This window comes from Chlorogloeopsis sp. ULAP02 (assembly GCF_038404745.2).
Taxonomy (GTDB): domain Bacteria; phylum Cyanobacteriota; class Cyanobacteriia; order Cyanobacteriales; family Nostocaceae; genus Chlorogloeopsis.
In genome coordinates this window covers 174704-201186 of the sequence record NZ_JAYKTT020000005.1, presented here as the reverse complement: position 1 = coordinate 201186, position 26483 = coordinate 174704, and the positions used below count along the sequence as shown (strand labels likewise).

The following is a 26483-nucleotide window of genomic DNA, read 5'->3' as shown; positions in this document are numbered from 1 at the left end:
CGGGAAACCCTTACTTACAGAAGCCGCTACTCTCCGAGAAGCCAGGCTACGCCTGTCTACCGGGCATCTACGGCAGTCGCTACAACGCTCTTAACCCCCAAGGGCGCGCTGCCTCACCATCGCACTGGCTCCCCTACTAACCACTAACTAATTTTTTAATCAACAGCAACCATTACATCTGTTGCTTTAATAACAGCATAAGCTTCTTTTTCTTCTGCTAATTGAAGACTGTCGGCTGAGGCTTTTGTGATAATTGAAGTAACTTCTACTCCTGGTGCTATTTCTAAAGTGACTTCAGTATTTACTGAACCTGGAACAATTTTTTTTACAGTAGCTTTGAGAGCGTTACGAGCACTTATTTTCATATTTAAAATTTACTAATTTTAACACGCTCATGCTATCACAGTAGTTTTATTTTTACATAATACATTATGTGTATTTCAGATTTTGTTTATAATAATTCAGAGATTTTTTATAATTTACGACTGTAATTGTATAAATCATGTCAGAATCAAAAATTTATAAATCAGATAGTGGAGATTTTGAGCACAAGTGGTTAGCTTACTATCAAGCTGTAGAGGGACGTCCACCACGAGATACTCTGCTTACAGCTTTGGATTATTTTGATAAAGAAAATCCAAGTACTTCTAAGTCTTATTTCGCAGTTGACTTGGGGTGTGGAGAAGGAAGAGATACCGTCGAACTGTTGCGTCGTGGTTGGCGAGTATTAGCAATTGATGGACAACAAGAAGCCATTACCCGTTTGTTAAATTATCCTAATATTGATTTAAAACTTTTACAAACCCGCGTTGTTCGCTTTGAAAATTTAACTTTGCCAGAATTGGTAGATTTAGTAAATGCTAGTTTTTCACTACCGTTTTGTCCGACAGAATCTTTTCCGAAATTATGGAAAGAAATTGTTACATCTTTAAGTTCTGGTGGTCGCTTTTCGGCTCAATTATTTGGAGAGCGTGATTCTTGGGCTACTTATACTTCTATTACCCATCATACCCGTGATCAGGTAGAACAGATGCTGCGAGACTTTAAAGTTGAAATGTTCAAGGAAGAAGATCATCTTGGTAAGACGGCACTAGGAGAAGAAAAACACTGGCATATTTTTCACGTAGTTGCACGTAAACTGTAGAACTATTGTTGTTATGCTTAAAGATACAAATACTCGAATTATGTGAGAAGTCAGATATCTTATTGATACGAGTTAATACTGCTGAAACTGTTTTTAGATAATACTCCATTCCTTGGGAAGCAACTCTGCTTTCTATTTATTATTGATATTTAATTACAACTTTACTTTTGTTTATGTTTTTAAGCAGAGACTAAGTTCATACTTTGATTGCTTAATAAAGTTAAAAAATACAAATACTTTTGTTTGTTTTAAGATTTTGCTCTTAGTGAATTTTGCAAAGTTTTATAACTGAACCCTTGCGCATATTTTCTCTAAAGATAATATATAAATGTAGGCTCAATTATTGTCTCAACACTTATACCTAGCAGCAAAAAGCAATTAGATTTGTATGTAATTAAAGAATAAATAAATCTTGGCTAAACTGAAGATCAAGAATAAATTAAGTTATCTTCAAGGTAAAAATCACGGGTAAATGCGTAATTCTTCTTCCAGTAAAAGCCAGATTTATTAAGACATGAAACGACACAATTTCAAGTTTCGTAATTGCTTTTTGAAATAGCAACTCTGATTTCTTACAGTTCAGCGTCAGTTTAGATGAAGCGTGTATGCCGGAGGCATATGCAGTAAGGAAAGAATTGCAGCAATGTAGAACCAGTTTCCTTGCGAAAAGGAAAAGGAGCAGAAATTATGAGAGCTAAACACATCATGACTCAAGATGTAGCTACCATTCGCGGTTCGGCTACTGTCGCAGAAGCAGTCAAACTTATGAGGCTCAAAGGATTACGATGCTTAATTGTCGAAGCTCGTCACGACGGGGATGCTTACGGTATTGTTACCGAGACTGATATTGTCTCCAAGGTGGTTGCTCATGGGAAAGATCCCAAACAGGTACACATCTACGAAATTATGAGCAAGCCTTGTATTGTCGTCAATCCCGATCTTGATGTGGAATATGTAGCACGGCTATTTGCTAGTACAGGTGTATGGCGTGCGCCTGTTATCCAAGGTGAACTATTGGGTATTATTTCCGTCACCGATATTATTATGAAAGGTGACTTCCTTGAAAAGCCCAAATTGTCATTCTTGCAAAAAGAACTCCAAAAAGCGATATCCAATGCTCGTTCAGTTTCCAGCAACTGTGGTGCTGATTCTAAAAAAGCTATAGAAGCTTGGGATTTGGTAGACGAACTAGAAGCAGAAGCTTGTTTTTATGGCGCGCCAAAATCAGAAAAATCGGCTAGAGAGCTATTCTCTGATGAACGGAAATTAGCAAATGTTAGTTAATAGCTTCAATTGGTAGGCGATACTCTTTAATACTTAATGATGTAGCTACAAGTTTTTAAAGAATGGTGGAGAAAATCCACCATTTCTCTTTTATATCAAGCTTAAGCAATTTATTTATTTGAGAAGAGTTATCAACATTAAATTTATCAATAGTTAAGAATCAAATTATCAGCAAAAGTGAGCTAGTCACAAGGAACTTACGTACAGATTGTGAGAATTAATGGCAAAATACATAGTATCTTCTCTTTGAAAGAATGAGAATAATTATCTAAGGTTAATTTAGAAATTAATTAATATTAGTTTAGAGAGTTATATTTTACTGATTAATAGTATCAGAGGATTCTTTTTTTTAATTAGTTGTGTTTATTATAAATCTAGCTGGAGATACAAAACTGGAGCGTGAGATATTGCTTTAGAGATTGTAGACATCTTCTGAGTACAATTACTGACTGAGTTAATGTCTACGACAAATACGTACTATTTTTCTATTTGGTAAACTCACTCTCAATATAGATTTAGATCTTGGGAAAAAGAGTTTATCACAGCTTGTGCGATTACTGGATATGTATAAATAAAGTAAGTCTAACGCTTAAGGCTGAAAGTTGCTTTTGTTTGTGGAACTAACTATTTTCAGTCAAATTACGTTATCAAAGGCTATCAAGAAAAACTTATACAGAAAAGTTTTCAGAAGTTACTAGAGTTTCCTAGCCTGAAACTTGAAAGATTTCACGCAACCACGGATGTGAAATCAGTTCTATGTATAGAGATGAAATTCAGGATTTTCCAGAAACAAGGACATACTATATGTCGTGATTATACAAAACCAGCCTCAGATGTAAAGAGAGAAAAAAATGACTAATTATTGCTTAAATCATGATGACTCACACCCGACTCAACTAACTTCAGCAGATATTATACTGCGCCAGCAGCTAGAGAATTCTATTAGCACATATTTTTATGATGCTTGCGATCGCACTATACAAAATTTGTTATCTATTTGCCGTTGGTATGTAATTACCTGTGCCAATGCTATGACTTTGGTAATTGAATGTCCGGATCAAATTACTAACTGGCGTGTTTTACAAAAAATAGTACCAATGGCAACAGTGCTGGGTGAAATTATTAGCAGTGCTAAGATTAGAGTTTGTCCACCAACTAATTTGGGAATGCCTTTTGAAATGAGGGTAGATGAACTCTCAGTGTATCGAGAAGGAAACAGGTAAAAGGAACAGGAATTTAAGTAGTAGGTTATTTACTACTAATCACGGTACGGGCGGGTTTAGAAGATAAATTATCAGTTTGAACGGCAAGATTATCAAAAAAACCCGCTCCTACTAAATACTACCCACTAACCACTACCCATCGATAATAGCTGTTATTTCTGCAAACACCAAATCAGCAGAATGCTTAACAGCAGGGCTTAATTCCCAACCAAAGTCAAGATTTTCCGCTTCAATTAGATAAACTATTACCTTTTGGGGAAAGTCATTCTCAAAGATTTTTCTACCTGCGGCTAAAGCATGATCCCAACGAAAATCATGTAAATTATAACTGGGTTCCGGCAGTGCTTCTAGTTCTTTTCCAGGGACTTTAAATACCGCACCTGCTTTGGAACCTGTTGCACTTGCATCAATAATTATTAACTGTTTGCTACCTCTTGCTTGAAACATCACTTCCATGCCCGCAGTACCACAGTCATAGACTTGTACATGGGAATGAGGATGTGCGGCAAGATATTGCTGTAGGCGTTGGGCTATAATTACGCCTACGGCATCGTCTCTACGGTTAAGATTACCGCAACCAATAATAGTTAGCATTTATTGGTAGCAACTAAATATTTTTAGCGATCGCATCACATTTATTTCCAATTAAATATAACGCAGAATCAAGAACTCAGCATACAGAATTGGTAAACTCTTCTGCCTCCTGGTTGATTTCTTGATAAACAGGAATGTTACATGATTTAAATAACCAAGCCTAAAATATAGGTTATATTAGTATCCTATCGAAAAATTTTTGAAATAAAAACAAAGACTAAAACAACAATATTAATTTAATTAGTTGCAGCAGGTGAATATATTACTTTTTTCTAATTAAACTGTTTTATTGTCTACATTTTAAAAAATATTTTGTACCTGCAAATACAAATTATTAGTAACAAAAAGTGACTATAATTACATTCTTAAAATTATAGTTTATTATTCACATTTAGTATTTATGATTTTGGTTAAAAAATACATTTTTTACTTTTGTTAAAGAATATTATGAAAATGTGTGAATTGTTAAAATTAATGTAGAAATAGAAGCAAATTCATCCAAGGCTACAACCAGTTGATTTTAGGTTAACCGAATTCCGCTGCACAGATATTTAAATATAGATATCGGTTATGTGTTGCTTGGATTGGATGTGAATCTTTGAAATTTGGCTTATATGATGCACGTAAATATGCTTAGGAGAATTCTATGCTTGAGTTTTTTACGCGTCTGAACGACCACAATTTACCATATCCAGATACGATTCATCCCATTATTGTCCATTTTGTAATTGCGATGGTCTTGTTTGCTTTTATCTGTGATGTAATTGGCTATTTTACTAGCAATCACCGTCTTTTTGAGGTGAGTTGGTGGAATATGTTTCTCGCTACAATCGCTATTTTCGTCGCTATCATTTTTGGACAATTTGAAGCTGGATTAGCAAAACCTTATGCTCTAGCCAAATCGGTACTGAGTATGCATACATTGATTGGCTGGTCACTTTCAGGAATAATTGCTGCTATTACAGCTTGGCGTTATGTGATTCGCCTACGTAATCCCTACAAACTACCGATCGCATATTTAGGAATGGGGTTAGTATTAGCTGTCATCGTTGGTATGCAAGTATATCTGGGCGATCAACTTGTTTGGGTGTATGGATTGCATACAGTACCAGTTGTTGAAGCAGTAAAGGATGGTATTTTGCGATGAACTCCGAACTGATTGAACAATTAAAAGTACAATTAGGCACAAATGGACTGCCATACTCTGTTCCTATTCATCCCAACTTAGTTCACCTCACCTTAGGGCTGTTTATTATCGGGATTTTCTTTGATATTGTCGGTGTATTTTTCCCCTTGGAGAAATGGGTATTCAAGTTTTTAGCAATCCCAGTTGAGCGTGCCAACTTCTTTGATGTTGGCTGGTACAATATGCTCGCTTCAGCCATTATCACCTTTTTTACAGTTGGTGCAGGCTTTTACGAAATCATGCTGGCAGAAGCACCACTAGATGTTAAGAGCGCCTGGGGAATGCAGGCAATGGAAACAATGCTCTGGCATGGTGTAGGTGGTGTTTTACTCTTAGCGCTGATTGTTGGGATGACAGTTTGGCGTGGATTCCAACGCTTCCTTTGGCGCAAACACGAAGATAGACAAGTGCAGATGAGCTATCTATTTGTGGGAGTGGCAATCATGGCTGTAATGTATGTGCACGGCACATTGGGAGCGCAACTAGCTGCCGAGTTTGGGGTACACAATACCGCCGATCAATTGCTGCGAGTAGGCAGAGATTTGAACGCAATGCTCAAATAACCGAAAACAGTTAACAGTCAACAGTGAACAACTGATAACTGATAACTGGTAACTGATAACTGAATTTGTTGCTATGAAAATCCAGAAATTATTAAAGATTTTGACATTGATCACGAGTGCGATCGCGCTCACTACAACCAGTCTCTGGATCGGGAAGCAGGCTTACTCTTGGCTACCTCCAGAAGCTGCGGCTGAATCTCGACTAGTTGATGACTTGTTTAGCTTCTTGGTAACTCTAGGTGCATTCATCTTTTTGGGAGTTACCGGAACGCTAATGTATTCTATTATTTTCCATCGGGCGAAAAAGGGCGAGATTTGCGATGGCCCTCCTATTGAGGGTAATGTGACATTAGAAGTTGTTTGGACAGCAATCCCAATTCTACTCGTGTTTTGGATTGCCGGTTACAGCTACCAAATCTACGAACAAATGGGCATTCAAGGGCCAAATCATCTAATGCACTTGCATATGCCGATGGGGATGGAATCAGCCTATGCGGTAACAGTAGAGGACGCGGGGAACCAAGAGGACACGGGGACACGGGGACGCGGGGACGCGGGGAATATTTTTGATAATATCTCCGCGTCTTCTGAAATCGCATCAAATTTAGAGCATATAGAACAAATCGATGTCCTTGCTAAACAATGGGCTTGGGTTTTCCATTACCCAGAAAAAAATGTCACCAGTACCGAACTACACTTGCCTAGCGATCGCAGAGTACGTTTGGCATTGCGATCAGAGGATGTTCTGCACGGCTTCTACGTTCCTGCCTTTCGACTCAAGCAAGATATAGTTCCCAACAAAACTATCAACTTTGAATTCACCCCTATTCGCTCTGGTAAATATCGACTCACAGATTCCCAATATAGCGGTACATACTTTGCAACTATGCAAGCTGATGTAGTGGTTGAATCACCAGAAGATTATCACCAATGGCTTGCCAAAGCTGCAACTCACAAACCATCTCCTGCATCCAATCAAGCCGCTTCTGAGTATGCCCAAGTAGTCAATCAATCATTCCCAACAGGCTGGGCGACAGTTGCCCCAGCAGAAGCTCCTTTGGTTAATTATCCTGGTTAAAAGGAAACAAAGCGATGACGAACATTTCTATCGAAAGCATCGGTATCGCGAATGAGCAATCTCATCACGATATTCCAGACAACTGGAAGCGATACTTTAGCTTTAGCACCGATCACAAAGTCATTGGCATTCAGTACCTGGTGACTTCGTTCATATTCTTTCTTGTCGGTGGCATCTTTGCAATGGTGATTCGGGGAGAGTTAATGACCCCTGAATCAGATCTAGTCGATCGCACCGTTTATAATGGTATGTTCACCATGCACGGCACAGTCATGCTGTTCCTGTGGACATTTCCGTCATTGGTTGGTCTTGCTAATTACCTCGTACCACTGATGATTGGCGCACGCGACATGGCTTTTCCTCGCCTCAACGCTGCCGCTTTTTGGATGGTGCCTGTAGTGGGAATCCTCTTAATGGCAAGCTTTTTTGTGCCTGGCGGCCCGGCACAAGCTGGTTGGTGGTCTTATCCGCCCGTCAGTCTGCAAAATCCCACGGGTAACTTGATTAACGGACAAGTTATTTGGTTGTTGGCGGTGGCAATATCCGGTGTCTCTTCGATTATGGGGGCAGTAAACTTTGTCACCACCATTGTCAAGATGCGCGCACCAGGCATGACCTTTTTCCGGATGCCTCTGTTTGTTTGGGCAGTGTTTAGTGCTCAGATTATCCAACTTTTTGGATTGCCCGCACTGACAGCAGGCGCGGTGATGCTGCTACTCGATCTCACAGTTGGCACAGGCTTTTTCGATCCAGCCAACGGTGGAAATCCAGTCATGTTCCAGCATTACTTCTGGTTCTACTCCCACCCCGCCGTTTATGTGATTATTCTGCCCATTTTTGGTGTTTTCTCGGAAATATTCCCAGTTTATGCCCGCAAACCTCTATTTGGTTATAAAGTAGTTGCCGTATCGTCACTCTTGATTGCTGTCGTTAGCGCGATCGTTTGGGTACACCATATGTATGTCAGCGGCACTCCTGGGTGGATGCGGATGATTTTCATGTTAACAACAATGTTGGTATCCGTACCGACTGGGATTAAAGTCTTTGCTTGGGTGGCGACGATTTGGGGTGGTAAAATGCGCTTAACTACACCCATGCTATTTGCCCTGGGTGGATTGGTATTATTTGTTTTCGCTGGTATCGTAGGCATAATGCTTTCTTCAGTGCCTGTCGATGTTCACGTTAACAATACTTACTTTGTAGTTGGTCACTTTCACTACGTCCTTTACGGCACCGTGACGATGGGGATGTATGCCGCCATCTACCACTGGTTCCCGAAAATGACTGGACGGATGTACTATGAAGGCTTGGGCAAGTTGCATTTCTGGTTAGCATTTATCGGTACAAACCTCAACTTCTTCCCCATGCATCCATTAGGATTGCAGGGGATGTTGCGTAGAGTCGCTTCTTACGCACCAGATGCAGGATATGAATTTTGGAATATCGTTGCTAGTGTCGGTGCATTTTTGTTGGGAATGTCCACATTGCCTTTTATTCTCAACATGATTGGTGCTTGGACGATTGGTGAGAAAGCACCAGATAATCCTTGGCAGGCAATTGGATTAGAATGGGAAGTCTCTTCACCACCTCCGATAGAGAACTTTGAAGAAATTCCCGTCGTTGTTAGCGAACCCTATGGTTATGGTAAGTCAGAACCACTGACAGAGTCTAGGGTATAGGGGTATAGGGTTATAGGGGTGTAGGAGGATTTTTCTTAGACTCTCATCCCTGCACCCTTACACTCTTACCCTTTTACACCCCTATTTTTCTAATGAACGAATCAAGAGTGATAAGAGCCTACCAACTGATTCGCATTGATTGACAACAGGACTAATAGTTTGGGATGAAGCTAGTTCGACACGAATAGACAACAACAAATGTGTTTCTAACTCTTTTAGAGAACCTTGCGCAATGTACAAAAATTGAATGTACTCACCACGCGTTCTTCGCCCGTAACCTTCAGCAATATTAGCTGGGATTGATGCCGCAGCTCACCAAATTTGTGCAACCATTCCGTAAGTTTCTTCTTTGGGAAATGCTTTTGTTGCTCTGTAACAACATTCAGCAAGATTCATTGCCTCTTGCCAAACCTTCAAATCTCTATAGGACTGTATTGATGGCTCTTTCATTGGTTCTAATTTGTTTTACTTCAAGTTTAATGAGAGTGCCTAGCTCTTCCTACACCCCTACACCCTTATACCCCTAAACTTCTATGGACAGTTCTCTCAATTCTTATCAGTTGCAGAATCTCCCACATTATACAGATGAGCATAGCCACGACGAAGAAGGCAACAAAATGTTTGGCTTCATCGTGTTCTTGCTGTCTGAAAGTGTAATTTTCCTGAGCTTTTTTGCAGGATACATTGTCTACAAAACCACAACTCCCAATTGGTTGCCACCTGGTGTTGAAGGGCTAGAAGTTGTAGCACCTGCAATTAATACAGCAGTTCTTGTTGCCAGTAGCTTTGTGATTTACTTTGCAGAACGCGCTCTCCAACGCCATAATTTGTGGGGTTTTCGCCTGTATTTGTTGGCGACTATGGCAATGGGAAGTTACTTTTTATTTGGGCAAGCAGTTGAATGGAATAGCCTGGAATTTAGCTTAACTTCCGGTGCTTTCGGCGGGATGTTTTATCTACTCACAGGCTTCCACGGTTTGCACGTTTTTACTGGCATCCTATTGCAGCTAATTATTTTTGTGCGTTCTTTCATTCCAGGTAACTACGATTCTGGACACTTTGGAGTTAATGCTACTTCCTTATTCTGGCACTTTGTCGATGTGATTTGGATTATTTTGTTTGTTCTTCTCTACATTTGGCAGTAAACGCGAGCTAATTGAGTAATCTTTCTAATACTGAATAGGCGATCGCACTTGTTTTGTTCAGTGTCTTTTTCTGGGATAGTGCGATCGCTTTTGAATTATTCTTCACCCCAAGCACTTAAAAATTCCACCTGATTTCGCATATCCTCTGCTGACTTAACTGTAATTAATCTCAGCAGGGTAATTAATCTCAGCAGGCGGCGCATTTGCTCACCTATTGAATAATTTTGCTGTCCTAAAATGATCCCAGCATGGGATTCTCCCCGTTCTAACAAAGTAGTATGCAAACGATAAAAATCCCCAAGATTAAAGCTGTAAATTACTCGCTGATTTTCTAACGCCCAATTTAATTGCTCTTCGTCACTACGAGACATCATTCCAGCTTCTGCAACAGTAATAACATCTACATTACGAGCACGCAAAGCTTGCAAAAGCCTATTACTCCTTGCATCCTCATCTAAGTACAAACGAATAAGGCTCATTTTTGAATCTGAGACTTCTTTGCATGTAGTGCTGCTAACCGCTCATACTCCGCTTTTTCTTCTGCCAAATCAGCCTCAATTTCCTCTCGGTTTGCGTGATAGTACGTCAGTGCTGCATAAACTTGTACTAGTGTTAGATGATCCTTATCAGCAGCAATTTCCTCTGCACTGTAACCTTGTTTGTACAAAGCAGCAATACGGCGAACTGATGTACCTGTCCCTGCAATAATAGGACGCCCGCCACGCAATTTAGGATCTCTTGTAATTAGCGTGCCAATATCAGTGATAGTTGCCAAAATCTTTCTCCCCAGCTATCTCACCCTTACATGGTCTAGGCTAGCATTTGTCTTAATATTATGACGCTATTTCTTCAGAGCAGCCCCACTGGCAGCACACTACTGTTCCCTGCACCGCACTGAGCTTGTCGAAGTGTTCCCCCAACCCCATTCCCTGTATTAATATTGCAAGGTTGCAGTTATATTAACCGAGTCAAGATGATGGAACCTGCAAGCGCTACAAACGCATGGGTTAACACAATCGATTCTAAAAATCCAGAAGTCATAGCCAAAGCATCTCGGATCGTAGCAGATAATATTTATTGCACTTTATCTACTTGTGGTGCAGATGGTTCTCCTTGGGTATCGCCTTTGTTTTTTGCCTACGATGATAACTTGAATATCTATTGGAGTTCGGCAATAGTATCAAAGCATTCGCAGAACATATACAACAATGGCAGAGTCGCGATCGCTATTTTTAATTCGAGCGTTTCAGAAGGCACGCCAGAAGGATTGTATTTGTATGGAAGTGCTTCTGAGCTAAAGCGAGAAGAAACAGAAAAGGTGATGAAGCTACTTATAAATCGGGCAAGAAGACAAGTTAATCGAACAGTCGCAGATTATTTAGATGATTCACCGCGCAGGATTTATCAGTGTCAACCTCAAGAAGCTTGGGTAAGTGGCGATCGCTTGCCTGTTGGTAATGGCAATATATTAGTTGACACAAAAATTCAGGTAAATTTACTAGAGTTGCAAAACTCAAAATTAATTTAACCCATATTTTAGTTAAGTTTGCACCAGTTGAGATTTTGCAGTAACTTGAGGAGCTAAACCCGTCTTGAAGGCAAGTTCCTCTGCAACAAAGTCGGGAACTTTTGCTTCTGTGCCAATTGCTAAACAACAATCCCGCACTGCTAACAGGAAACCTTTAATTAACTCAACATCTGGCATTGTGTCGGCTTGTAAGAGAAAATCTCGCCAAGCTGCTGCATCCGAGCCATAAGTATCTATTAAATATAAGCCAGCGAGGTATTCTGCTAATGGATCTAACGCCAAGCGGATTTTATCTTGGGCTGCACCGATAATTTGAATTAAACGCAAGCGTTTTTCTAAATGTTTTAAACGTGCTTCGGCAGTATCGCTGTCATCAAGTGCGGCTAAGACATCTTCTAGTTTGGCGCTTGTGGGACGAAAATTTTGCTTCAAGCATTGCCAAGCAATAACCTTTGCATCTTGTTGTACAGTGCGATTATCTGGTTCAGTTTCCAAGCGATCGCGGTTGAGTTCGTTGAGGTATGCCAGCATTAAATCGGGGATATTATCAGGTAAATCAACCGCATTCCCTTCCTTGGTTGCAATCATTTGTTCCGCGTAGAGTTTCGCTAGCAACACGGTAATATTTCGTTGCCCTACCATCACCGAAAGACGGCGACAAGCGTCAAAATATTCCACATCGGTGAATAAATCCCGCTTACCACGCTGGGTTAAATAAGCTTCCATGAAAGATGAGAGGCGATCGCCAGCGACGCGTAGGGGTTGAATTGTAGTTTTCGGTACTTCGTCTAGCTTTTCTTCTAGTCGGGAAGTAACAATTAAGGCATTTACCGGAAAATCTGCTGCTGCGGGATGAATTTGTTTGCGTGTGGCTTCACCCATTTCCGAAAGGTGGTCTACAATAACCAAAATCCGACGTTGGCGAAGTAAATGGGTAATTAATTCGTTATCTACTGGTTGCGCTTCGCCGATCAGTGCTTGCAGTTGTCCGTGAATAGTTGCTTGTAAAGGATTATCTAATTCTTGTTCAATTAAGACAGGTAGCATCCGGTGTTGGCACAGACGTTCAGTTTCATTGTCAGACATTGCCCATTGCGCCAAATGACAAGCAAGACTGGTTTTACCTGCGCCACCTTCGCCCCAAATTAGCAGAGTAATTCGTTTTTGATTAAATATTGGTTGTAAATCTTTGGCTGTGAGTTGAGCGAGATTATTACCATCTAAAATCACCGGGATGGGAATGTAAACCGAGCGTTCTGTTACCGTTTTCTTTTTGTTAAATCCTTCTTTCGCAGAGTCGATACGTTTTTCAACCCAAGCATCAAGTACTCTGGGGCGATAGTTAAAAAACTCGATAAATAATAACGTGCGGATGGGGAAAGTTAAACCGCCCAACGCATCAGGTAATTTAAAGTTGGAGAGTGGTTTGAGGGCGTTATTGATATGTAGAATCCATAAAGGGCGCACCCGCAAAAGAATCAGCCATAGAGAAGGTAAGAAGATTATGTAAATTAATCCCCCTGTTGCCCAAGGGTGTTTTGCCATCCATTCTAGGGTTCTGTCGAATAGGCGGGATTGTCTTTTGGTTTTTAGGGCATCGAGAGAGCGATTGACAGATGCAATGTAATCCTCAAAATTTTTATCCTGAGTGTCTTTTAACGCTTTCAGTACTTTCTCTAAATCCGATATAGCTTTGTCTAAATCTACAAAAGACATAGTGCCTGCTTTGTCTTGGAAGCTTTCACTTATTTTCCCCAGAGCAGAAGCAGCACTGGAGCGAATCTTTGCATCTTTGTGGTTTTTTAACTGTTGGATGTAGGAAGAAATTTCTGCATCCCTGCTGTTTTGCGTCCATCCCTTACCCATCGGCACGACAGAGAAGCACAGGCAAGAAAAAAAAACCGCACTCACAGCCAATAATCTCTTAAGCGTCCTCTTGCCCATCTGTCTACCTCATTGTAGAGATGCTTTTTTTAGCTTACTTGGTTTAAATGCTAACTTATATACTTTGGCAGATAATACTTTCGCCAAATCCGGCACCCTAGAAGGGTGCGGCTATACAAACAAAAGCTGCCTCCGCAGCCTGTAATAATTTCAGCCCACGCAGGTGGGCTTTCTACGTGTAGCCTCAGGCTTCTAGCCTGTGGGCTTGAAGAACGATCGCACTCAATTGGCTAAAAATAAAATGGGCGATCGCTTATCTGTTATCATTCCTGTTCTAAAATCCTTTCGATATCCTGGCTTGCATAGAGAACTCTTAAAATTTCAATGCTTTCACCTTGCTCAAAGTAAAAAATTAGATATTTTTTAAATCCCTTGACAGCCTATTTACGTAAACCTTGTAAACGCAGTTTCTCTGAAGAATACCTACTACCCATTCCAGGCATTCTTGCTAACTGTGCAAAAGTTTCTCTTACAGAGTCAAAAAAACGATCGCACCCAATAGGCTCAAAATAAAATCGGCGATCGCATTTACCATCTCCATCAAAAGCGATCGCATTTGCAGAAATCAAAATTTTGCAGTTGTCTGAGTAGAGGGGTTTTAAATCAATCAAAAAATCGATTAGACTGACTCAGATAAAAACGGTAGCATATACAAAGATTCATCTCGCATACACTCAGCAACAAATACAAATACAGCTTGCACAGCTTCCGGTGTCAAAGTCGGATAATTTTCTAAAACTTGCTGTACCGTCCAACCATTAGCCAATAAACCAAGTATAAATTCAACAGATAATCGCGTACCTTTTACCGTTGGTTTACCTAATAATATTTTAGGGTCAGAATGAATATATTGTTGCCAGTTCATAGTCAATAATTTTTTATATTAAAAGTAATAATTAGGATTTTAACTAATATGGCGATGTTTGACGATTGTCTGAGCAGCTATTCAGTTGTTTACTCCATTAATTCTCCTGCTTGTTTCAAGACTTGTTTATAGAGAGTACTACTTACCCAATATTGAGCAGTATCCATCATGGCATCCAACAAGGGTTGAACTTGTGTAATTATCTCCCTATTTTTTGCCAACAAAATAATACCTAGAGTACCAATTACTTGTAATCCCAAATTTTGAGCTACTTGGCGTGCTTCACGTTCATCTAACAGTATTCGCTGTTCACCAGTTTCTAGTGCTAAAGCGATCGCTTCCCGTTCACCATCATCTAATTCTGATGGTATGGTGGGCGCTATTGTTAAAACTGAGCGAATTTGCAACCACCCAGAAGCAATTGCCTGCAACACAAACTCTGAGCCTGGAAACCCTGCAACACTTGTTTCATCATAGACAGCCTGAGGAATAATAATTTGCCCGAATACAGCCTCCAAGATATCAAGGCAATTGATAGCAGCAAAATTGATTAGAGGTGTTGCATTACAAATAACCGACACGATTTTTAATCTCTAAAAACCTGATTCAATTATCTTAATATCTTCAGCTAAATCCATTTCATTGTAATGACGTTCTATTTTGTGCTGTCCCAACAGTTGCTGAAACTCCCATACAGATAAGTTAGCTAGTTGGCGTGCTTGAGCAAAGGTAAAAATATTCTGTGCATATAACTGTAAGGCTAATTCCTGACGGATCGCATGTTCACCTTGATTTAAGGAATCAGGTGATATTTGTAAGTTTAATGGCTGAATAAATTTACTCATAGCTAATTACTGTAGAAGAAGGAAACTCAATACAATCATAAATAATCATCTTGACTTGATTCTCTCGCACCATTGATGGTTATAGTTGCAGTAGAGCGATCGCTATTCCCCAACAAGCTGTCGTTAGATCGCTAACCTGTGTCGTTAGATCCCTAACCCGTGTCGTTAGATCCCTAACCCGTGTTGTTAGATCACTAACTTGTGTTGTTAGATCACTAACCCGTGTTGTTAGATCCCTAACTCGTGTCGTTAGATCACGATAATTTGATGAATTTGCTCAAATGCTTAACTCTAGTTGCACCAAGATATTGATGACAAAGGGCTTAAGACAAATTACTGAGATTTATTAAAATCTTAACAAAGAAAATATAATTATTTGTGAATTTTGCCGATTTAGAATCCACGTTCAGTAGGACAAGCTAGCTATAGAACCCTTTGCAAGGACTATATCCATGACTCGTCCCAAACGCACATCCCGCATTTTAGAAAAAGCTCAATTAAGATCCTCTGGATTAAAAGCAATTGATTCAGGCATAAATTTTGGGGATAGTCGCAATCTCCAGAATATGACACAACTAATGGAACAGTTACGTAGCAAAATTGATGCTTATAATACTGCTTTAGCCGTCATCAACTCTTCCAAAACAGAGATTAAAGAGTTAGAAAAAAACTTAGGTGAACTTATGGATCAGATGTTGATTGGAGTCGCCTTTAAGTATGGTAAAGATAGCCGCGAATATGAGATGGCAGGTGGCGTCCGTAAAAGCGAACGTGTCCGCAGAAGCTTGGTAAGCCGCTTAAAAACTGGTGCAGAAGAGACATCTACTGAAAAAGGTCAAACCGTGTAGTATCTTCAATAGTTAAAAATAAGCGATCGCATTTTATCCTCTTTCACTAGCAGTCTATGAAAAAGTGCGATCGCACTCATTTGCACTTTGGGAAAGCAGATTCACACTGTGGATGGATCAACTGCCACAATTCCTTCAGTGATATAGCGAGTGAAATCAATTGTATTAAATTTAGCTCCTGTGTTTGGAAAAACTTTGTGCGATCGCCTTCATGTTCTATAAGTGTGATTTTTGGTTTAAGTATATATGCGATCGCGCTTTCATAATTAGATCCTGTTGCAGAATACTTAAAATATCGGCGTTGCTGAATAAGGGGATGATTGAGGCTGACGCGGGGATTATGGTTGATGCAAATTCCAAAATCATCCCGCAATTATGCAACGCCAAAATATCAAGTGAAAAACAAGATCCCCGACTTCTCAAAGAAGTTGGGGATCTGTGTCTCTATTGCTATGGTTGCAGTTGATACTAATAGTTAGTGAAATTAAGTCAACCTTAAATCATCTTGTTTAAATCATGAAAGCAAAACACGCTATTAATCTCAGCAAAGGGCTAACTTTCTTCTTCATACTGGGACTGATGTTAGTTTATCAGAACTTCACTCTTGGCCCTTGGGTGTATTTAGCGCTTCATGGGACTTATGGTTTTCTGTGGCTACTCAAAGATATCCTGTTTCCAGACAAACAGTGGGAGCAAGAGGTTTCTATTTCACAAGGTATTTTGATATTTGCTCTAGTGAACTTATATTGGATAGCACCTTTTATTCTCATTAGTAGCGGCAACATTCCACCATTACCACTAGTGACAGCAGCCATTTCCTTAAATATTTTTGGTGTTTTTCTGCACTTTGCTAGTGATACTCAAAAATACTACACTCTCAAGTACCAACCAGGACTGATTACCGATGGATTTTTTGCTCGTTGTCGCAACACAAATTATCTGGGAGAAATATTTATTTATACCGCTTTTGCGATGCTGACTCAACACTGGCTACCATTCGTGATACTTGGAGTCTTTATCAGTACAGTTTTTATTCCCAATATGCTCAAAAAAGACAAATCTCTATCTCGCTACCCTGAGTTTGATGATTACAAAAAGCGTTCTGGGCTTTTATTTCCTAAACTGTTTGCCGTAAAAGTTACAAAACAGGAACAAAAGACTACCGTTTAGAATATTTTCCCATTATGATGAGCGCAAGCACGTATTTCTAGCGTGCTTTTGATCAACTAGTATAAGTAAATGTCTGTTATGGCGCGGCAACAGGTAAACAGCCATGTTAGAAAATACCCCAACTGCACCGTATATACCATTACCCCCAACCCAGGCACAACTCCCCTACGATGATGGTAAGCATATGGAAAGTCAACGGCATAGGTTGCAAATGGATTTGCTGATTGATGTTTTAATGCCTTGGCTGCAAAAAAGAGACGATGGGTTTGTAGGTGGCAATATGTATGTCTACTATAGTATGGCGCAAGTGCGGCACAAAATGGCAGTTGCTACTACAGAGATGCCCTCGCGCCCATTGCTGCCTTACGCCAAGCCAGAAAAAGAACACGTACAAATTGACAAAGCTGTCCATCTCAGCGATCCTATGATGCATAGCCTTAACTTTAAAGGCCCAGACTTTTTTGCGGTTTTAGGAGTACCCAAAGGAGAACGTCGCAGCTGGGTGGTATGGGAAGAAGGCAAAGCACCAGATGTAGTGATTGAATTATTATCTGAGGATACTGCCTCAATAGATAAGAGTGAGAAAAAGCTGATTTATCAAAACCAACTCCGTGTTACAGAATATTTTTGGTTTGATCCTTTTAATCCTGATGATTGGGCTGGTTTCTCTCTCAGTAGTGGATTTTATCAACCTTTGGTATTAAATGAAGACAATCAATTAATTAGTAGTTGTTTGAGGTTGGCATTGCAGTTGTGGGAAGGAAACTACAAAGGTATTCATGCAACTTGGTTGCGCTGGGCAACATTACAAGGAGAATTGCTGCCTACAACAGATGAAATTGCATATAGGGAAGGGCAAAGAGCCGAAAAGGAACGGCAACGAGCTGATCAAGAACAACAACGGGCTGAACAGGAACGGCAACGAGCCGAACAAATAGAATCTTTATTGCTACAAACAGCACGTAATTTACTGCAACGCTTCCACAAGGAATGAGGGTTTTATATAAAGTTCGGAAATTCTATCATTAGATTTGGATATCATGTCCGGCAACATAATAAAATCTGCAAGGGATAATGTATAAATTCATATCTTGCACCTCGCCCCTAAAATGCCTTACTGAGGTACCAGGCTTATAGTTTGAGTCAGTTAAAACTGACTGAAAATATTACCTAGTCAGTTTTAACTGACTTTAGCTTTGAGCCAAGAAATTTATTTCTTGGCAAGCACCAATGCATACGTGCATCTGCTGTTTTATTAGCAAATATTTATGTTTTCTAAGCCTAAGATATTTCTATCATTTCTCATATTAATCCTAAGTATTTCAGGACTATTTCTCAGTGTTTGGATTATTATTCCTGCTCCTAATATGTCTTTACTAATGCTAGGAGTAGGAGCGCCAGAAGTTAGCCCGTGGTTATTTATTTTAAATTTAGTATCTCTAGTTTTTGCTTTTTTCTATATTCGTAGTTATCAATTAAAGCGTTTAGCTTGTATTTTCAGCGTGATAGGCTTACTGATTTGTAGCTGGGTACTAATAAATATCCCAATCACTCAGATACAGATGACGAAAGCAATGGAACAAGGTTTGGGTGCAGATTATCTTAAGCAAGTTCCTACCCAAGTTAGCGCAAATATGCAACCTTATCCCTTTATGTTAGTTAATACTTTTCGAGGTATTCCACTCCATAAAACACGCCACAAATCAGATATTCTTTTTGCTACTCCCCAGGGAGTGCCTTTAAAAATGGAAATTTACCAACCTCCAAAGGTGGGTAAATACCCAGCACTCATAGTAATGTATGGCGGAGCTTGGCAAAGTGGTAATCCTCGTGCTAATTCTGAGTTTAATCAATATATGGCAGCTCGTGGATATACTGTATTTGCCATTGACTATCGACATGCACCTGAACATCGATTTCCAGCACAGTTAGAGGATGTGCTTACAGCCATCAATTTTATTCAGCAACACGCAACAGAATATGAAGCAGATCCAGAACGCATGGTATTGTTAGGACGTTCTGCTGGCGCACACCTGGCAATGTTAGCAGCATACCAACCAGATGCGCCTTCGATTCTAGCTGTAGTTAACTACTATGGGCCTGTTAACCTAACTCAAGGATATAATGAACCGCCTTTTCCAGATCCTATTAACACTCGTGCTGTTTTAAAAACATTTATTGGTGGTTCGCCACAAGAGTTTCCCAATCAATATCAAATTGCTTCGCCAATAAATTATGCAACGCGTCCTGTACCTCCAACTCTATTAATTTACGGCAGTCGCGATCATTTAGTAGAAGTAAGATTTGGCAGACAAATGTATGAAAGTTTACTTAAATCTGGGAACATGGCGATTTTTTTAGAAATTCCTTGGGCAGAACACGCTTTTGATGCTGTTTTTAATGGTGTTAGCAATCAATTAGCGCTATATTACACCGAGAGGTTTTTGGCTTGGGCGGTATTTAGCCAATAATTTCATTATTATTGTTTTCACTTGCTTGGCGATCGCTTCCTAAATAGCGTTGCAATAAAGCAATCACAGCTTCTGGCATTTCTAAATGTGGTAGCACTCCTGTATCTGCGATCGCATGAAAATCTCGAATTGCAGTTGGGTTTAACTTTGCCAATCGCCTTCCCAAATTCACATTAGTAAATTGGGCTTTCTCACCCCAAAATATCATCGTAGGTATAGTAAGTTGCTGAATATACAAGCTCAAATCAAAGTAAAGGTTACCCTGTAAAAAAGCTAATGCTGCAAACTTAGCATTCGGCTGTTGGGCAGAGAACAAGTAAGCCTCTACCATCTCTGGAGAAACTCGTTCGGGTTTGGCAAACAAAAAACTTTGCAAAAAGTTGTTAACTGCTAATTCATTCTCCGCACCCAGGGCATAAATTAAATTATTTAGCAGTGGTGTATTAATGACTTGAAGGGGAAGCCTGCGCCCTGCGCCTTGCCCAAAGTCATCAAAACCGGAAGGACAGACTAAATATAGCGCGTTGAATAAAAAAGGTTGAGCAACAGCAAGGCGAATTACAAAAGCTGCTGTTAGGGAAGATGCTACCACCGTTACTGGCGGAGAACAAGTGTGTCTGATAAATTCTGTGATCGTTGTCAAATAATCGTTAATTTGGTAGTCTCGCACCGGATGAGCAGAATCTCCCCAACCAATTAAATCTGGTGCTAGGATGCGATGTGTAGTGGCAAAAGCAGGATAAACTTTTGACCATTCATACGCAGAGGAGCCACCACCAAAGCAGTGAAGAAAAATCAGCGGTGGTAAATCTTCAGTCTCAGCAATACACCACGGTTCTGTCGTTTGGGTATAGTAAACTATCGACCCAAGTGAGGAGTTGATGACTTTATGTCCAAAGCCTGGAGGTTGAAACTGAAGCATAGTTTACCAGCCTTTAGTTGTTCAACTTGCCTATTAAGTTTAAGGCTGATAATGGAGACTGGGTACTGGTTTATAGTTAATTTCGATGAATAATTAACAACTAAACTTAGATTACACTAGCACACTTACACTAGCAAACGTTTTATCATCGTGTGGCAAGATTAATAGAAACACTTGCACAGCCACACCATGTTAGGAAAGCTACTAGACGGACGTTACAAAGTTATCCAAATCCTAAGTGCTGGGGGATTTGGTGAAACTTATATCGCCGAAGACACCCGCCGCCCAGGCAACCCTAAGTGTGTTCTAAAGGTATTGAAGCCCGCGAGTTCCGATCCCTATTATTTACAAACTGCCAGGCGCTTGTTCAATAGTGAAGCGGAAATATTGGAACAACTGGGCAATCATGATCAAATACCCCGTCTTTTGGCTTATTTTGAAGAAAGCGAAGAATTTTGCTTAGTACAAGAGTTAATTGTTGGGCATCCGCTGAGTGCGGAAATGCGAGTAGGGCAATCTTGGGCAGAAAGTCAAGTTATCCAAATGTTACAAGATGTTTTGGGTGCTTTGGAGTTTGTTCATAGTTACGGTGTGATTCATCGTGATATCAAACCTGATAATCTAATTAGACGCGATGCTGACGGCAAGTTAGTTTTAATTGATTTTGGTGCGGTGAAACAAATGCGTTCCCAACTAGCAGCATCTCCTAGTCAAATGACTGCGACTGTGGCGATTGGTACTCCTGGTTATATGAGCGCAGAACAAGCTCAAGGCAAACCACGCCCAAACAGTGATATTTATGCTGTCGGGATGATTGCCATCCAAGCTTTGACGGGAATGTTGCCAACTCAATTACAGGAACATCCTCAAACTGGAGAAATTATCTGGTCAAATCAAGTCCAGATTTCTCCTAGATTAGCAGCAATTGTGCAGAAGATGGTTCGCTACCACTGGCGCGATCGCTATCAATCTGCCACAGAAATATTGCAAGATCTCCAGCAATTGCTTTATCCACTACCAGCAACGCAACCATCTACTCCTGATAGATACACACAATCGACTGTACCGCAGTTTGTTAATACTTACTCCCAATCAACGCCATTATCTCCTTCTAGTGCCACAGACAATTCCCCATCTTCATCTCAAGTTACATCACCAGCTTGGATCAACCAAACTCTGTCTGTAGCTAGATTTTTACCTTTTGTTGGTGCGGCAGGATTATTTTTATTTAAAGCTGCTACCTGGATTGTTTTGCTAGGTATTGGTCTTGCAGCTTTTGGAGTTGGCTTATTTTTTCTCCGTTCTTCTTATCCAAAACTAGCGCGAGATTATGATGCTGTTTTTGCTGTAGTATTTTGCCTTTGCGGTATCCTGCTTTTATTTCAAGAATATCGCTCTTTTGGATATCAAGAAATACCAATTAGTCAATTTTTACTATCAGGAGCAGGTATTTTTTCAATAGCAGAATGTATTCGTTTACGTGGAATAAAAAAATAAAAAAGGGGCTAGGGGCTGGGAGCTAGGGACTAGGTATGAAGATAAAAAGCGGAATTGTTAATCTTTAATTTTTACATCTTGTACTTTAATCTCTAACCCTAGCTCTATTCTCTAAACTCTAACACCTTTAGTTTATATATAGATATGTTTAACAATCCACTCAATTTAATTGGCGTTATTTTAATCATCGCAGCAATTAGTCTATGCGCTCTACCTTTTACACGTCCCCAACTCTTCCGACGTCAAGATATTGTGTTGATAGCAGTGTTTTTTATCTCTGGTTCGATTTTGCTCTTTCAAAAAAGATGGTATAACAAAGAATTGACACAATTTAATTTAATACTCTTATCTATACCTGCTCTTTATTACACTTTTGAAAGCCTCCGTTTACGAAGTAAAAATCTAGAATAAAAGGGGACAGGGCTGGGGGAACAGATAAAAATAAAATTATGACTGACAAAAATCGCTCACAATGGGACTTAGGCAGATTTATCCAAACTCTTACTTACTTTGAGGTTATACCTTTCCTCAACTGGATACAAAAGTTATTTCCAGACAGTGCCAAGGATAATCAAAATAAACCGGATGGAGCAAAGCAAGTGGGTGTAATACTAGTAGCAGGTGCAACGGGCGGTGTCGGTAAGCGAGTAGTGCGACGACTGCTTGAGAGAGGCTATCGAGTGCGATCGCTTGTCCGTGATATCGACAAAGCCCGGTCAATTCTTGGCGATAATGTTGACTTAGTAGTTGGAGATATCACTAAGCCAGAAACTTTGACACCCCTAGTCATGGCTAACATCCAAGCTGTAGTTTGTTGTACGGCGGTACGTGTGCAACCCGTGGAAGGAGATACTCCAGAACGGGCTAAATATTATCAAGGCGTCAAATTTTACCAACCAGAAATAGTTGGCGACACGCCAGAAAATGTGGAATATCAAGGTGTGAAAAATTTGGTAGAAGCGGCAGCGAAATATTTGCCAAAAACAGACGAAAAAGTATTATTTGATTTTACTAATCCATCTACAGAAATAAAAAATATCTGGGGTGCAGTCGATGATGTGGTGATGGGTGGTGTAAGTGAAAGTAATATCCAATTGGTAGAAGGTACAGCTTTATTTGCTGGCAATGTCTCCACTGCCAACTCTGGAGGATTTGCTTCTGTAAGAACTAAAAATTTTTCTCCACCCTTTAATTTATCTGGTTATACAGGTATAGAATTGCGCCTCCAAGGAGATGGAAAACGTTATAAATTCTTTTTGCGTACCGACGAAAAATGGGATGGTATTGGCTATAGCTACTCTTTCGATACCGATGCAAATACCTGGATGAATATTCGCATTCCCTTTGCTGATTTAATTCCTGTCTTTCGGGCTAAAACTTTACAAGATTGTCCACCAATTGATGCCAATAAAATTTCTTCCTTCCAGTTAATGTTGAGTAAGTTTGAATACGATGGGGCATTAAATCCAAAATTTTCACCTGGTGATTTTGCTCTACAAATAGAGTCGATTAAAGCTTATGAGGGCAAATCCTTCTCACAATTTATTCTTGTTAGTTCCGCAGGGGTAACTCGTCCAGGACGTCCGGGAATTAATCTAGACGAAGAACCACCAGCTGTGAGATTAAATGACCAATTAGGAGGAATTTTAACATGGAAATTAAAGGGTGAAGATAGTTTAAGAGTAAGTGGTATTCCGTATACAATTATTAGACCTTGTGCATTAACTGAAGAGCCAGGAGGCAAAGAGTTAATCTTTGAGCAAGGCGATAATATGAGAGGAAAAATCAGTCGTGAGGATGTGGCAGAAATTTGTGTGCAAGCGCTAAGAGAACCCCACGCACGTAATGTTACTTTAGAGGTGAAAGAGGGAGAAAATAGCAGCAATTCTACCGATTGGCAGAGGTTGTTTGCAAATCTGCAACCCGATAATTAGATTGAGGGTGGAATACACAGTTATTTGCTTAAGAGCGTGCCATTCCACCCCAGGGTTTTTCCAAAGTTATAAGAGTAATGAGTTAAGAATTCAATATTCTTAGCTGATTGCGGGAGTTAGTAATGAGAAAAATAGGGGCGTTAATATTTGTCGGCGTATTGACAGCAATAATTATTTGGGGGAGTTTATTTTCTTATCCTGCCGCATCACAACAAGTAGAATCTCGCCTTAGTAATTTGGAAGCAGACTTTCGTCGTTTGGAAGCACAGCTAAACCAGTTACAATCTCAACGAGGGCAACCCCGCTCTCCCTCTCCAACCACAACATTGACTCCACGCCAGACATCTCCTTCGGGGCGAAATCTTTCCCCACAAGAGCGAGACAAAATGTTTGATAGACTGGCAACTTTAGTAGTGGAATTGAAACAACAAGTCAACACTCTAGAGGAACGAGTAGCTAAGTTAGAGTCGCGTTAATAAGAAAAAGTACCTATGATTTCTTAACTGCGATAAATAATGTACATCCCGCTAAAATATAGCAAAATCAGCGCTAACCCATCCCAAGTAATGTATAGTCTTGATGGACGGGCAGCACGGTTCCTACGACACTTGCAATTCTAAATATAGATATAAATTTTATCAGAGTGGAAAAATTTTGCTTAATAATCTTTAGGTTCAATCCAGCCTTCGCACAACTCGATTGAAGAGATTGTAATTTCGACATTCTTATTACCAACAGAAATGTTTTTCACCTCCCTTCAATTATCATCTCAACTACCCGTTTGTACATTATCATTGCCATGCCGTATGCTTTTGCCGCTTTTGTATGTGCCTCTACAGCTTTTGCGTATACTTCTGTTGAGTTTTGATCGTATATTAATAACTGGGCATACATTAGTGATTCTTGTGCGTACTGCTGTACAATTTGACCATATTCTTCAATAAAATAACCATATTCTCTTATCGTTTGGTTATTGCGTCTTTGCAGATACTTTCCACAAGCAAATACTAACTCACCGTGCTTCTGTGCTATCAATGAGTGCTGAACAGCCAATTGGGCGCTATGATTTGAAATTTTATGCACTTTTTCTTGGTGAATAAATGGTCATTTGACATAATAGTTTTTTTATGATACCGAAACATCTGTTCCAGGTAATGCTCGAATATTAAGCTTGTACATAAACATAGCTACTTTTTTTAATCCTGCTCAGTTAATAGATTGGGCGTTGCTGAATCAGGGGATGATTGAGGCTGACGCGGGGATTATGGTTGATGCAAATTCCAAAATCATCCCGCAATTATGCAACGCCATATATTGTTCTAGAAATAATCTCTAGTAGCTGTTTCTGAGATGAATGCACAAAGAAGTGATCGCCAGGAAGCATATGTAGAGAAAAGGAATTACTTGTTTGCTCTTGCCATGCTTGAAGTTGATTGTAACTAACTTCTTGGTCTTGCAAACCACCATAAACAGTAATGGGACAATTCAATGGTGCTTCGTCAGCATAAACATAGGTTTCTAGAACTGCAAAGTCTGCTCGCAGAATAGGTAAAAAAAGTTGCATCAGTTCATGATTTTCTAGGACAGATTTGGGAGTACCGTTTAAACGACGCAGTTCTTCCAAAAACTCCTGTTCTGGTAGATTGTGAATAGGTGGATTTGAATTAGGAACTTGAGGAGCGTGGCGACCAGATACAAAGAGGTAATTTGGGCTGATACCGTATTGTTTGCGAAGTAGACGGGTAAGCTCAAAACTCACCAAACCACCCATACTGTGACCAAAAAAGGCAAATGGTTTGTCTAAATATGGTTGAATAGCAGATGCGATCGCTTTTACAAGCGGTTCTAGCTGAGTGAATGGAGGTGACTTCATTTGAGTCCCCCGCCCAGGAATCTCTATGGGGCAAAGTTCAACTGTTGCTGGTAAATAGTCTCGCCATGGGCGAAAAATTAGAGAACTGCCTCCTGCATAGGGAAAACAAAATAATCGTACTGAAGCTTGAGGATTAGGTTTGGGGCAGATAATCCAATTCAAAAATTGTGTATTTGTCATTAATTTAATAAGACTACAAATAATTTTTATCTGAAAATAATAATAGCGCCAACCTTACTCAAGGCAAGCGCTATTTTTTTACATTAATTCAGGGATAAAAATATTAAAAGTGATTCCCTGAGGTTTACTATAATAAATTACCCAGAAATTGGCTTTTTATACAGCACTGCGACGGGTTAACGCATTCCAGATAAAAATGGCAATAATCGCACCAAGGATTGCCAATAAAATACCAGGAATACTCAAAGTGGGAGCTGCTAGAGTTAAAGTTCCTGTACTGAAGAATACGCCTAAACTACCACCAACAAAAGCACCGATGATACCTAGTAAGATTGTTCCCAAAATACCGCCACCCTGATGACCTGGGTAGATAGCCTTAGCAATAGCACCAGCGATTAGACCTAAAACAATCCAAGCAAGTATGTTCATTTTCCTTAATTTATTCAACGTTTTTTACTAACAGTTACAGAGTAACAATTCAATCCTTGTTATCCAATCTGTCCTTAGAAC

General features: G+C 39.9%; 30 protein-coding genes and 1 pseudogene. 17 read left to right on the top strand and 14 right to left on the bottom strand.

All coding sequences use genetic code 11. From position 1 onward, the window contains the following. Positions 1–155: 155 nt before the first annotated feature. Entirely contained in the window at positions 156–365 is a 210-nt protein-coding gene (locus tag U2718_RS04860) for a molybdopterin-binding protein (protein ID WP_341995579.1), read from the bottom strand. 137 nt (positions 366–502) lie between these two features. On the opposite strand from U2718_RS04860, the gene U2718_RS04855 reads away from it, so the two are divergent. From U2718_RS04855 to U2718_RS04845, 3 genes are all read left to right on the top strand, one after another. Further along, positions 503–1144, top strand: coding sequence for a class I SAM-dependent methyltransferase (locus U2718_RS04855; protein WP_341995577.1), 642 nt, complete (start codon positions 503–505; stop codon positions 1142–1144). 687 nt (positions 1145–1831) lie between these two features. Then, positions 1832–2428 carry a CBS domain-containing protein gene (locus tag U2718_RS04850; RefSeq protein WP_341995575.1) on the top strand — a complete coding sequence of 199 codons (597 nt, stop codon included), beginning with the start codon at positions 1832–1834 and terminating at the stop codon, positions 2426–2428. A gap of 851 nt (positions 2429–3279) precedes the next feature. Beyond that, on the top strand, positions 3280–3651 hold the full coding sequence (locus tag U2718_RS04845; protein WP_341995573.1) for a hypothetical protein: 372 nt from the start codon (positions 3280–3282) through the stop codon (positions 3649–3651). 132 nt (positions 3652–3783) lie between these two features. On the opposite strand, the gene U2718_RS04840 is transcribed toward U2718_RS04845, so the two are convergent. Then, a complete protein-coding gene (locus U2718_RS04840) occupies positions 3784–4245 on the bottom strand; it encodes a hydrogenase maturation protease (protein ID WP_341995571.1) in 462 nt (153 codons plus the stop codon). Positions 4246–4891: 646 nt separating this feature from the next. Between U2718_RS04840 and U2718_RS04835 the strand changes: the two genes are divergently transcribed. The 4 genes from U2718_RS04835 to ctaD all read left to right on the top strand — a co-directional run bounded on the left by U2718_RS04835 (position 4892) and on the right by ctaD (position 8751). Next, on the top strand, positions 4892–5392 hold the full coding sequence (locus U2718_RS04835; protein ID WP_341995570.1) for a DUF2231 domain-containing protein: 501 nt from the start codon (positions 4892–4894) through the stop codon (positions 5390–5392). Next, entirely contained in the window at positions 5389–5994 is a 606-nt protein-coding gene (locus U2718_RS04830) for a DUF2231 domain-containing protein (protein WP_341995569.1), read from the top strand. The genes U2718_RS04835 and U2718_RS04830 overlap by 4 nt, the downstream gene beginning before the upstream one ends. Before the next feature lie 73 nt (positions 5995–6067). Then, on the top strand, positions 6068–7072 hold the full coding sequence (locus U2718_RS04825) for a cytochrome c oxidase subunit II (protein ID WP_341995568.1): 1005 nt from the start codon (positions 6068–6070) through the stop codon (positions 7070–7072). A 14-nt stretch (positions 7073–7086) separates the two neighbouring features. Then, positions 7087–8751 carry a cytochrome c oxidase subunit I gene (ctaD, locus tag U2718_RS04820; RefSeq protein WP_341995566.1) on the top strand — a complete coding sequence of 555 codons (1665 nt, stop codon included), beginning with the start codon at positions 7087–7089 and terminating at the stop codon, positions 8749–8751. Between the two features lie 81 nt (positions 8752–8832). On the opposite strand, the pseudogene U2718_RS04815 reads toward ctaD, so the two are convergent. Continuing rightward, positions 8833–9201, bottom strand: a pseudogene (locus U2718_RS04815) (four helix bundle protein). Between the two features lie 83 nt (positions 9202–9284). On the opposite strand from U2718_RS04815, the gene U2718_RS04810 reads away from it, so the two are divergent. Then, entirely contained in the window at positions 9285–9896 is a 612-nt protein-coding gene (locus tag U2718_RS04810) for a heme-copper oxidase subunit III (RefSeq protein ID WP_341995564.1), read from the top strand. Positions 9897–9991: 95 nt separating this feature from the next. Here the strand turns inward: U2718_RS04810 and U2718_RS04805 are convergent, their stop codons facing one another. Together U2718_RS04805 and U2718_RS04800 are read right to left on the bottom strand one after the other, a co-directional pair. Beyond that, the gene (locus tag U2718_RS04805; protein ID WP_341995562.1) at positions 9992–10375 is read right to left on the bottom strand and encodes a DUF5615 family PIN-like protein; all 384 of its coding nucleotides are present in this window, start codon (positions 10373–10375) and stop codon (positions 9992–9994) included. Next, the gene (locus tag U2718_RS04800) at positions 10372–10671 is read right to left on the bottom strand and encodes a DUF433 domain-containing protein (RefSeq protein ID WP_341995561.1); all 300 of its coding nucleotides are present in this window, start codon (positions 10669–10671) and stop codon (positions 10372–10374) included. Before U2718_RS04800 ends, U2718_RS04805 begins: the two co-directional genes overlap by 4 nt. A gap of 198 nt (positions 10672–10869) precedes the next feature. Between U2718_RS04800 and U2718_RS04795 the strand changes: the two genes are divergently transcribed. Next, positions 10870–11424 carry a pyridoxamine 5'-phosphate oxidase family protein gene (locus U2718_RS04795; RefSeq protein ID WP_341995559.1) on the top strand — a complete coding sequence of 185 codons (555 nt, stop codon included), beginning with the start codon at positions 10870–10872 and terminating at the stop codon, positions 11422–11424. Positions 11425–11436: 12 nt separating this feature from the next. Here the strand turns inward: U2718_RS04795 and U2718_RS04790 are convergent, their stop codons facing one another. From U2718_RS04790 to U2718_RS04770, 5 genes are all read right to left on the bottom strand, one after another. Further along, on the bottom strand, positions 11437–13335 hold the full coding sequence (locus U2718_RS04790) for a PBS lyase (RefSeq protein WP_341995556.1): 1899 nt from the start codon (positions 13333–13335) through the stop codon (positions 11437–11439). A gap of 413 nt (positions 13336–13748) precedes the next feature. Further along, positions 13749–13937: a hypothetical protein gene (locus tag U2718_RS04785; protein ID WP_341995555.1), complete on the bottom strand. Its 189-nt coding sequence runs from the start codon at positions 13935–13937 to the stop codon at positions 13749–13751. Positions 13938–13987: 50 nt separating this feature from the next. Continuing rightward, entirely contained in the window at positions 13988–14233 is a 246-nt protein-coding gene (locus tag U2718_RS04780; protein WP_341995553.1) for a DUF433 domain-containing protein, read from the bottom strand. An 89-nt stretch (positions 14234–14322) separates the two neighbouring features. Beyond that, positions 14323–14814: a DUF3368 domain-containing protein gene (locus U2718_RS04775; RefSeq protein WP_341995551.1), complete on the bottom strand. Its 492-nt coding sequence runs from the start codon at positions 14812–14814 to the stop codon at positions 14323–14325. A 12-nt stretch (positions 14815–14826) separates the two neighbouring features. Further along, positions 14827–15078, bottom strand: a complete 252-nt coding sequence (locus U2718_RS04770; protein WP_341995550.1) for a UPF0175 family protein — start codon at positions 15076–15078, stop codon at positions 14827–14829. Positions 15079–15530: 452 nt separating this feature from the next. On the opposite strand from U2718_RS04770, the gene U2718_RS04765 reads away from it, so the two are divergent. The 4 genes from U2718_RS04765 (at position 15531) to U2718_RS04750 (ending at position 19567) form a co-directional block, all read left to right on the top strand. Then, positions 15531–15926 (top strand): hypothetical protein, encoded by a 396-nt coding sequence (locus U2718_RS04765; RefSeq protein ID WP_341995548.1) that lies wholly within the window; start codon positions 15531–15533, stop codon positions 15924–15926. Positions 15927–16442: 516 nt separating this feature from the next. Continuing rightward, positions 16443–17096 carry a methyltransferase family protein gene (locus U2718_RS04760; protein WP_341995546.1) on the top strand — a complete coding sequence of 218 codons (654 nt, stop codon included), beginning with the start codon at positions 16443–16445 and terminating at the stop codon, positions 17094–17096. Positions 17097–17199: 103 nt separating this feature from the next. Next, a complete protein-coding gene (locus U2718_RS04755) occupies positions 17200–18090 on the top strand; it encodes a Uma2 family endonuclease (RefSeq protein WP_341995544.1) in 891 nt (296 codons plus the stop codon). A gap of 274 nt (positions 18091–18364) precedes the next feature. Next, positions 18365–19567: an alpha/beta hydrolase fold domain-containing protein gene (locus U2718_RS04750; protein ID WP_341995542.1), complete on the top strand. Its 1203-nt coding sequence runs from the start codon at positions 18365–18367 to the stop codon at positions 19565–19567. Here the strand turns inward: U2718_RS04750 and U2718_RS04745 are convergent. Continuing rightward, on the bottom strand, positions 19557–20489 hold the full coding sequence (locus U2718_RS04745; protein WP_341995540.1) for an alpha/beta hydrolase: 933 nt from the start codon (positions 20487–20489) through the stop codon (positions 19557–19559). The genes U2718_RS04750 and U2718_RS04745 overlap by 11 nt on opposite strands. A 189-nt stretch (positions 20490–20678) precedes the next feature. Between U2718_RS04745 and U2718_RS04740 the strand changes: the two genes are divergently transcribed. From U2718_RS04740 to U2718_RS04725, 4 genes are all read left to right on the top strand, one after another. Then, the gene (locus U2718_RS04740) at positions 20679–21986 is read left to right on the top strand and encodes a protein kinase domain-containing protein (protein ID WP_341995538.1); all 1308 of its coding nucleotides are present in this window, start codon (positions 20679–20681) and stop codon (positions 21984–21986) included. Positions 21987–22130: 144 nt separating this feature from the next. Continuing rightward, entirely contained in the window at positions 22131–22397 is a 267-nt protein-coding gene (locus tag U2718_RS04735) for a Ycf66 family protein (RefSeq protein WP_341995536.1), read from the top strand. A gap of 38 nt (positions 22398–22435) precedes the next feature. Beyond that, a complete protein-coding gene (locus U2718_RS04730; protein WP_341995534.1) occupies positions 22436–23920 on the top strand; it encodes a CIA30 family protein in 1485 nt (494 codons plus the stop codon). Positions 23921–24042: 122 nt separating this feature from the next. Further along, on the top strand, positions 24043–24396 hold the full coding sequence (locus tag U2718_RS04725; protein ID WP_341995531.1) for a hypothetical protein: 354 nt from the start codon (positions 24043–24045) through the stop codon (positions 24394–24396). Positions 24397–24667: 271 nt separating this feature from the next. Here the strand turns inward: U2718_RS04725 and U2718_RS04720 are convergent, their stop codons facing one another. The 3 genes from U2718_RS04720 to U2718_RS04710 form a co-directional block, all read right to left on the bottom strand. After that, on the bottom strand, positions 24668–25003 hold the full coding sequence (locus U2718_RS04720; protein WP_341995529.1) for a hypothetical protein: 336 nt from the start codon (positions 25001–25003) through the stop codon (positions 24668–24670). A gap of 214 nt (positions 25004–25217) precedes the next feature. Then, positions 25218–25973, bottom strand: coding sequence for a thioesterase II family protein (locus tag U2718_RS04715; RefSeq protein WP_341995527.1), 756 nt, complete (start codon positions 25971–25973; stop codon positions 25218–25220). A gap of 156 nt (positions 25974–26129) precedes the next feature. After that, complete coding sequence (locus U2718_RS04710) at positions 26130–26402, bottom strand: GlsB/YeaQ/YmgE family stress response membrane protein (protein WP_341995525.1); 273 nt, start codon at positions 26400–26402, stop codon at positions 26130–26132. Positions 26403–26483: the final 81 nt, after the last annotated feature.

Bases quoted from the DNA above. Each gene is read 5' to 3' on its own strand.
- U2718_RS04860 (WP_341995579.1), bottom strand. From the start codon at position 365: ATGAAAATAAGTGCTCGTAACGCTCTCAAAGCTACTGTAAAAAAAATT.
- U2718_RS04855 (WP_341995577.1), top strand. From the start codon at position 503: ATGTCAGAATCAAAAATTTATAAATCAGATAGTGGAGATTTTGAGCAC.
- U2718_RS04850 (WP_341995575.1), top strand. From the start codon at position 1,832: ATGAGAGCTAAACACATCATGACTCAAGATGTAGCTACCATTCGCGGT.
- U2718_RS04845 (WP_341995573.1), top strand. From the start codon at position 3,280: ATGACTAATTATTGCTTAAATCATGATGACTCACACCCGACTCAACTA.
- U2718_RS04840 (WP_341995571.1), bottom strand. From the start codon at position 4,245: ATGCTAACTATTATTGGTTGCGGTAATCTTAACCGTAGAGACGATGCC.
- U2718_RS04835 (WP_341995570.1), top strand. From the start codon at position 4,892: ATGCTTGAGTTTTTTACGCGTCTGAACGACCACAATTTACCATATCCA.
- U2718_RS04830 (WP_341995569.1), top strand. From the start codon at position 5,389: ATGAACTCCGAACTGATTGAACAATTAAAAGTACAATTAGGCACAAAT.
- U2718_RS04825 (WP_341995568.1), top strand. From the start codon at position 6,068: ATGAAAATCCAGAAATTATTAAAGATTTTGACATTGATCACGAGTGCG.
- ctaD (WP_341995566.1), top strand. From the start codon at position 7,087: ATGACGAACATTTCTATCGAAAGCATCGGTATCGCGAATGAGCAATCT.
- U2718_RS04810 (WP_341995564.1), top strand. From the start codon at position 9,285: ATGGACAGTTCTCTCAATTCTTATCAGTTGCAGAATCTCCCACATTAT.
- U2718_RS04805 (WP_341995562.1), bottom strand. From the start codon at position 10,375: ATGAGCCTTATTCGTTTGTACTTAGATGAGGATGCAAGGAGTAATAGG.
- U2718_RS04795 (WP_341995559.1), top strand. From the start codon at position 10,870: ATGATGGAACCTGCAAGCGCTACAAACGCATGGGTTAACACAATCGAT.
- U2718_RS04780 (WP_341995553.1), bottom strand. From the start codon at position 14,233: ATGAACTGGCAACAATATATTCATTCTGACCCTAAAATATTATTAGGT.
- U2718_RS04770 (WP_341995550.1), bottom strand. From the start codon at position 15,078: ATGAGTAAATTTATTCAGCCATTAAACTTACAAATATCACCTGATTCC.
- U2718_RS04765 (WP_341995548.1), top strand. From the start codon at position 15,531: ATGACTCGTCCCAAACGCACATCCCGCATTTTAGAAAAAGCTCAATTA.
- U2718_RS04760 (WP_341995546.1), top strand. From the start codon at position 16,443: ATGAAAGCAAAACACGCTATTAATCTCAGCAAAGGGCTAACTTTCTTC.
- U2718_RS04755 (WP_341995544.1), top strand. From the start codon at position 17,200: ATGTTAGAAAATACCCCAACTGCACCGTATATACCATTACCCCCAACC.
- U2718_RS04750 (WP_341995542.1), top strand. From the start codon at position 18,365: ATGTTTTCTAAGCCTAAGATATTTCTATCATTTCTCATATTAATCCTA.
- U2718_RS04745 (WP_341995540.1), bottom strand. From the start codon at position 20,489: ATGCTTCAGTTTCAACCTCCAGGCTTTGGACATAAAGTCATCAACTCC.
- U2718_RS04740 (WP_341995538.1), top strand. From the start codon at position 20,679: ATGTTAGGAAAGCTACTAGACGGACGTTACAAAGTTATCCAAATCCTA.
- U2718_RS04735 (WP_341995536.1), top strand. From the start codon at position 22,131: ATGTTTAACAATCCACTCAATTTAATTGGCGTTATTTTAATCATCGCA.
- U2718_RS04730 (WP_341995534.1), top strand. From the start codon at position 22,436: ATGACTGACAAAAATCGCTCACAATGGGACTTAGGCAGATTTATCCAA.
- U2718_RS04725 (WP_341995531.1), top strand. From the start codon at position 24,043: ATGAGAAAAATAGGGGCGTTAATATTTGTCGGCGTATTGACAGCAATA.
- U2718_RS04715 (WP_341995527.1), bottom strand. From the start codon at position 25,973: ATGACAAATACACAATTTTTGAATTGGATTATCTGCCCCAAACCTAAT.
- U2718_RS04710 (WP_341995525.1), bottom strand. From the start codon at position 26,402: ATGAACATACTTGCTTGGATTGTTTTAGGTCTAATCGCTGGTGCTATT.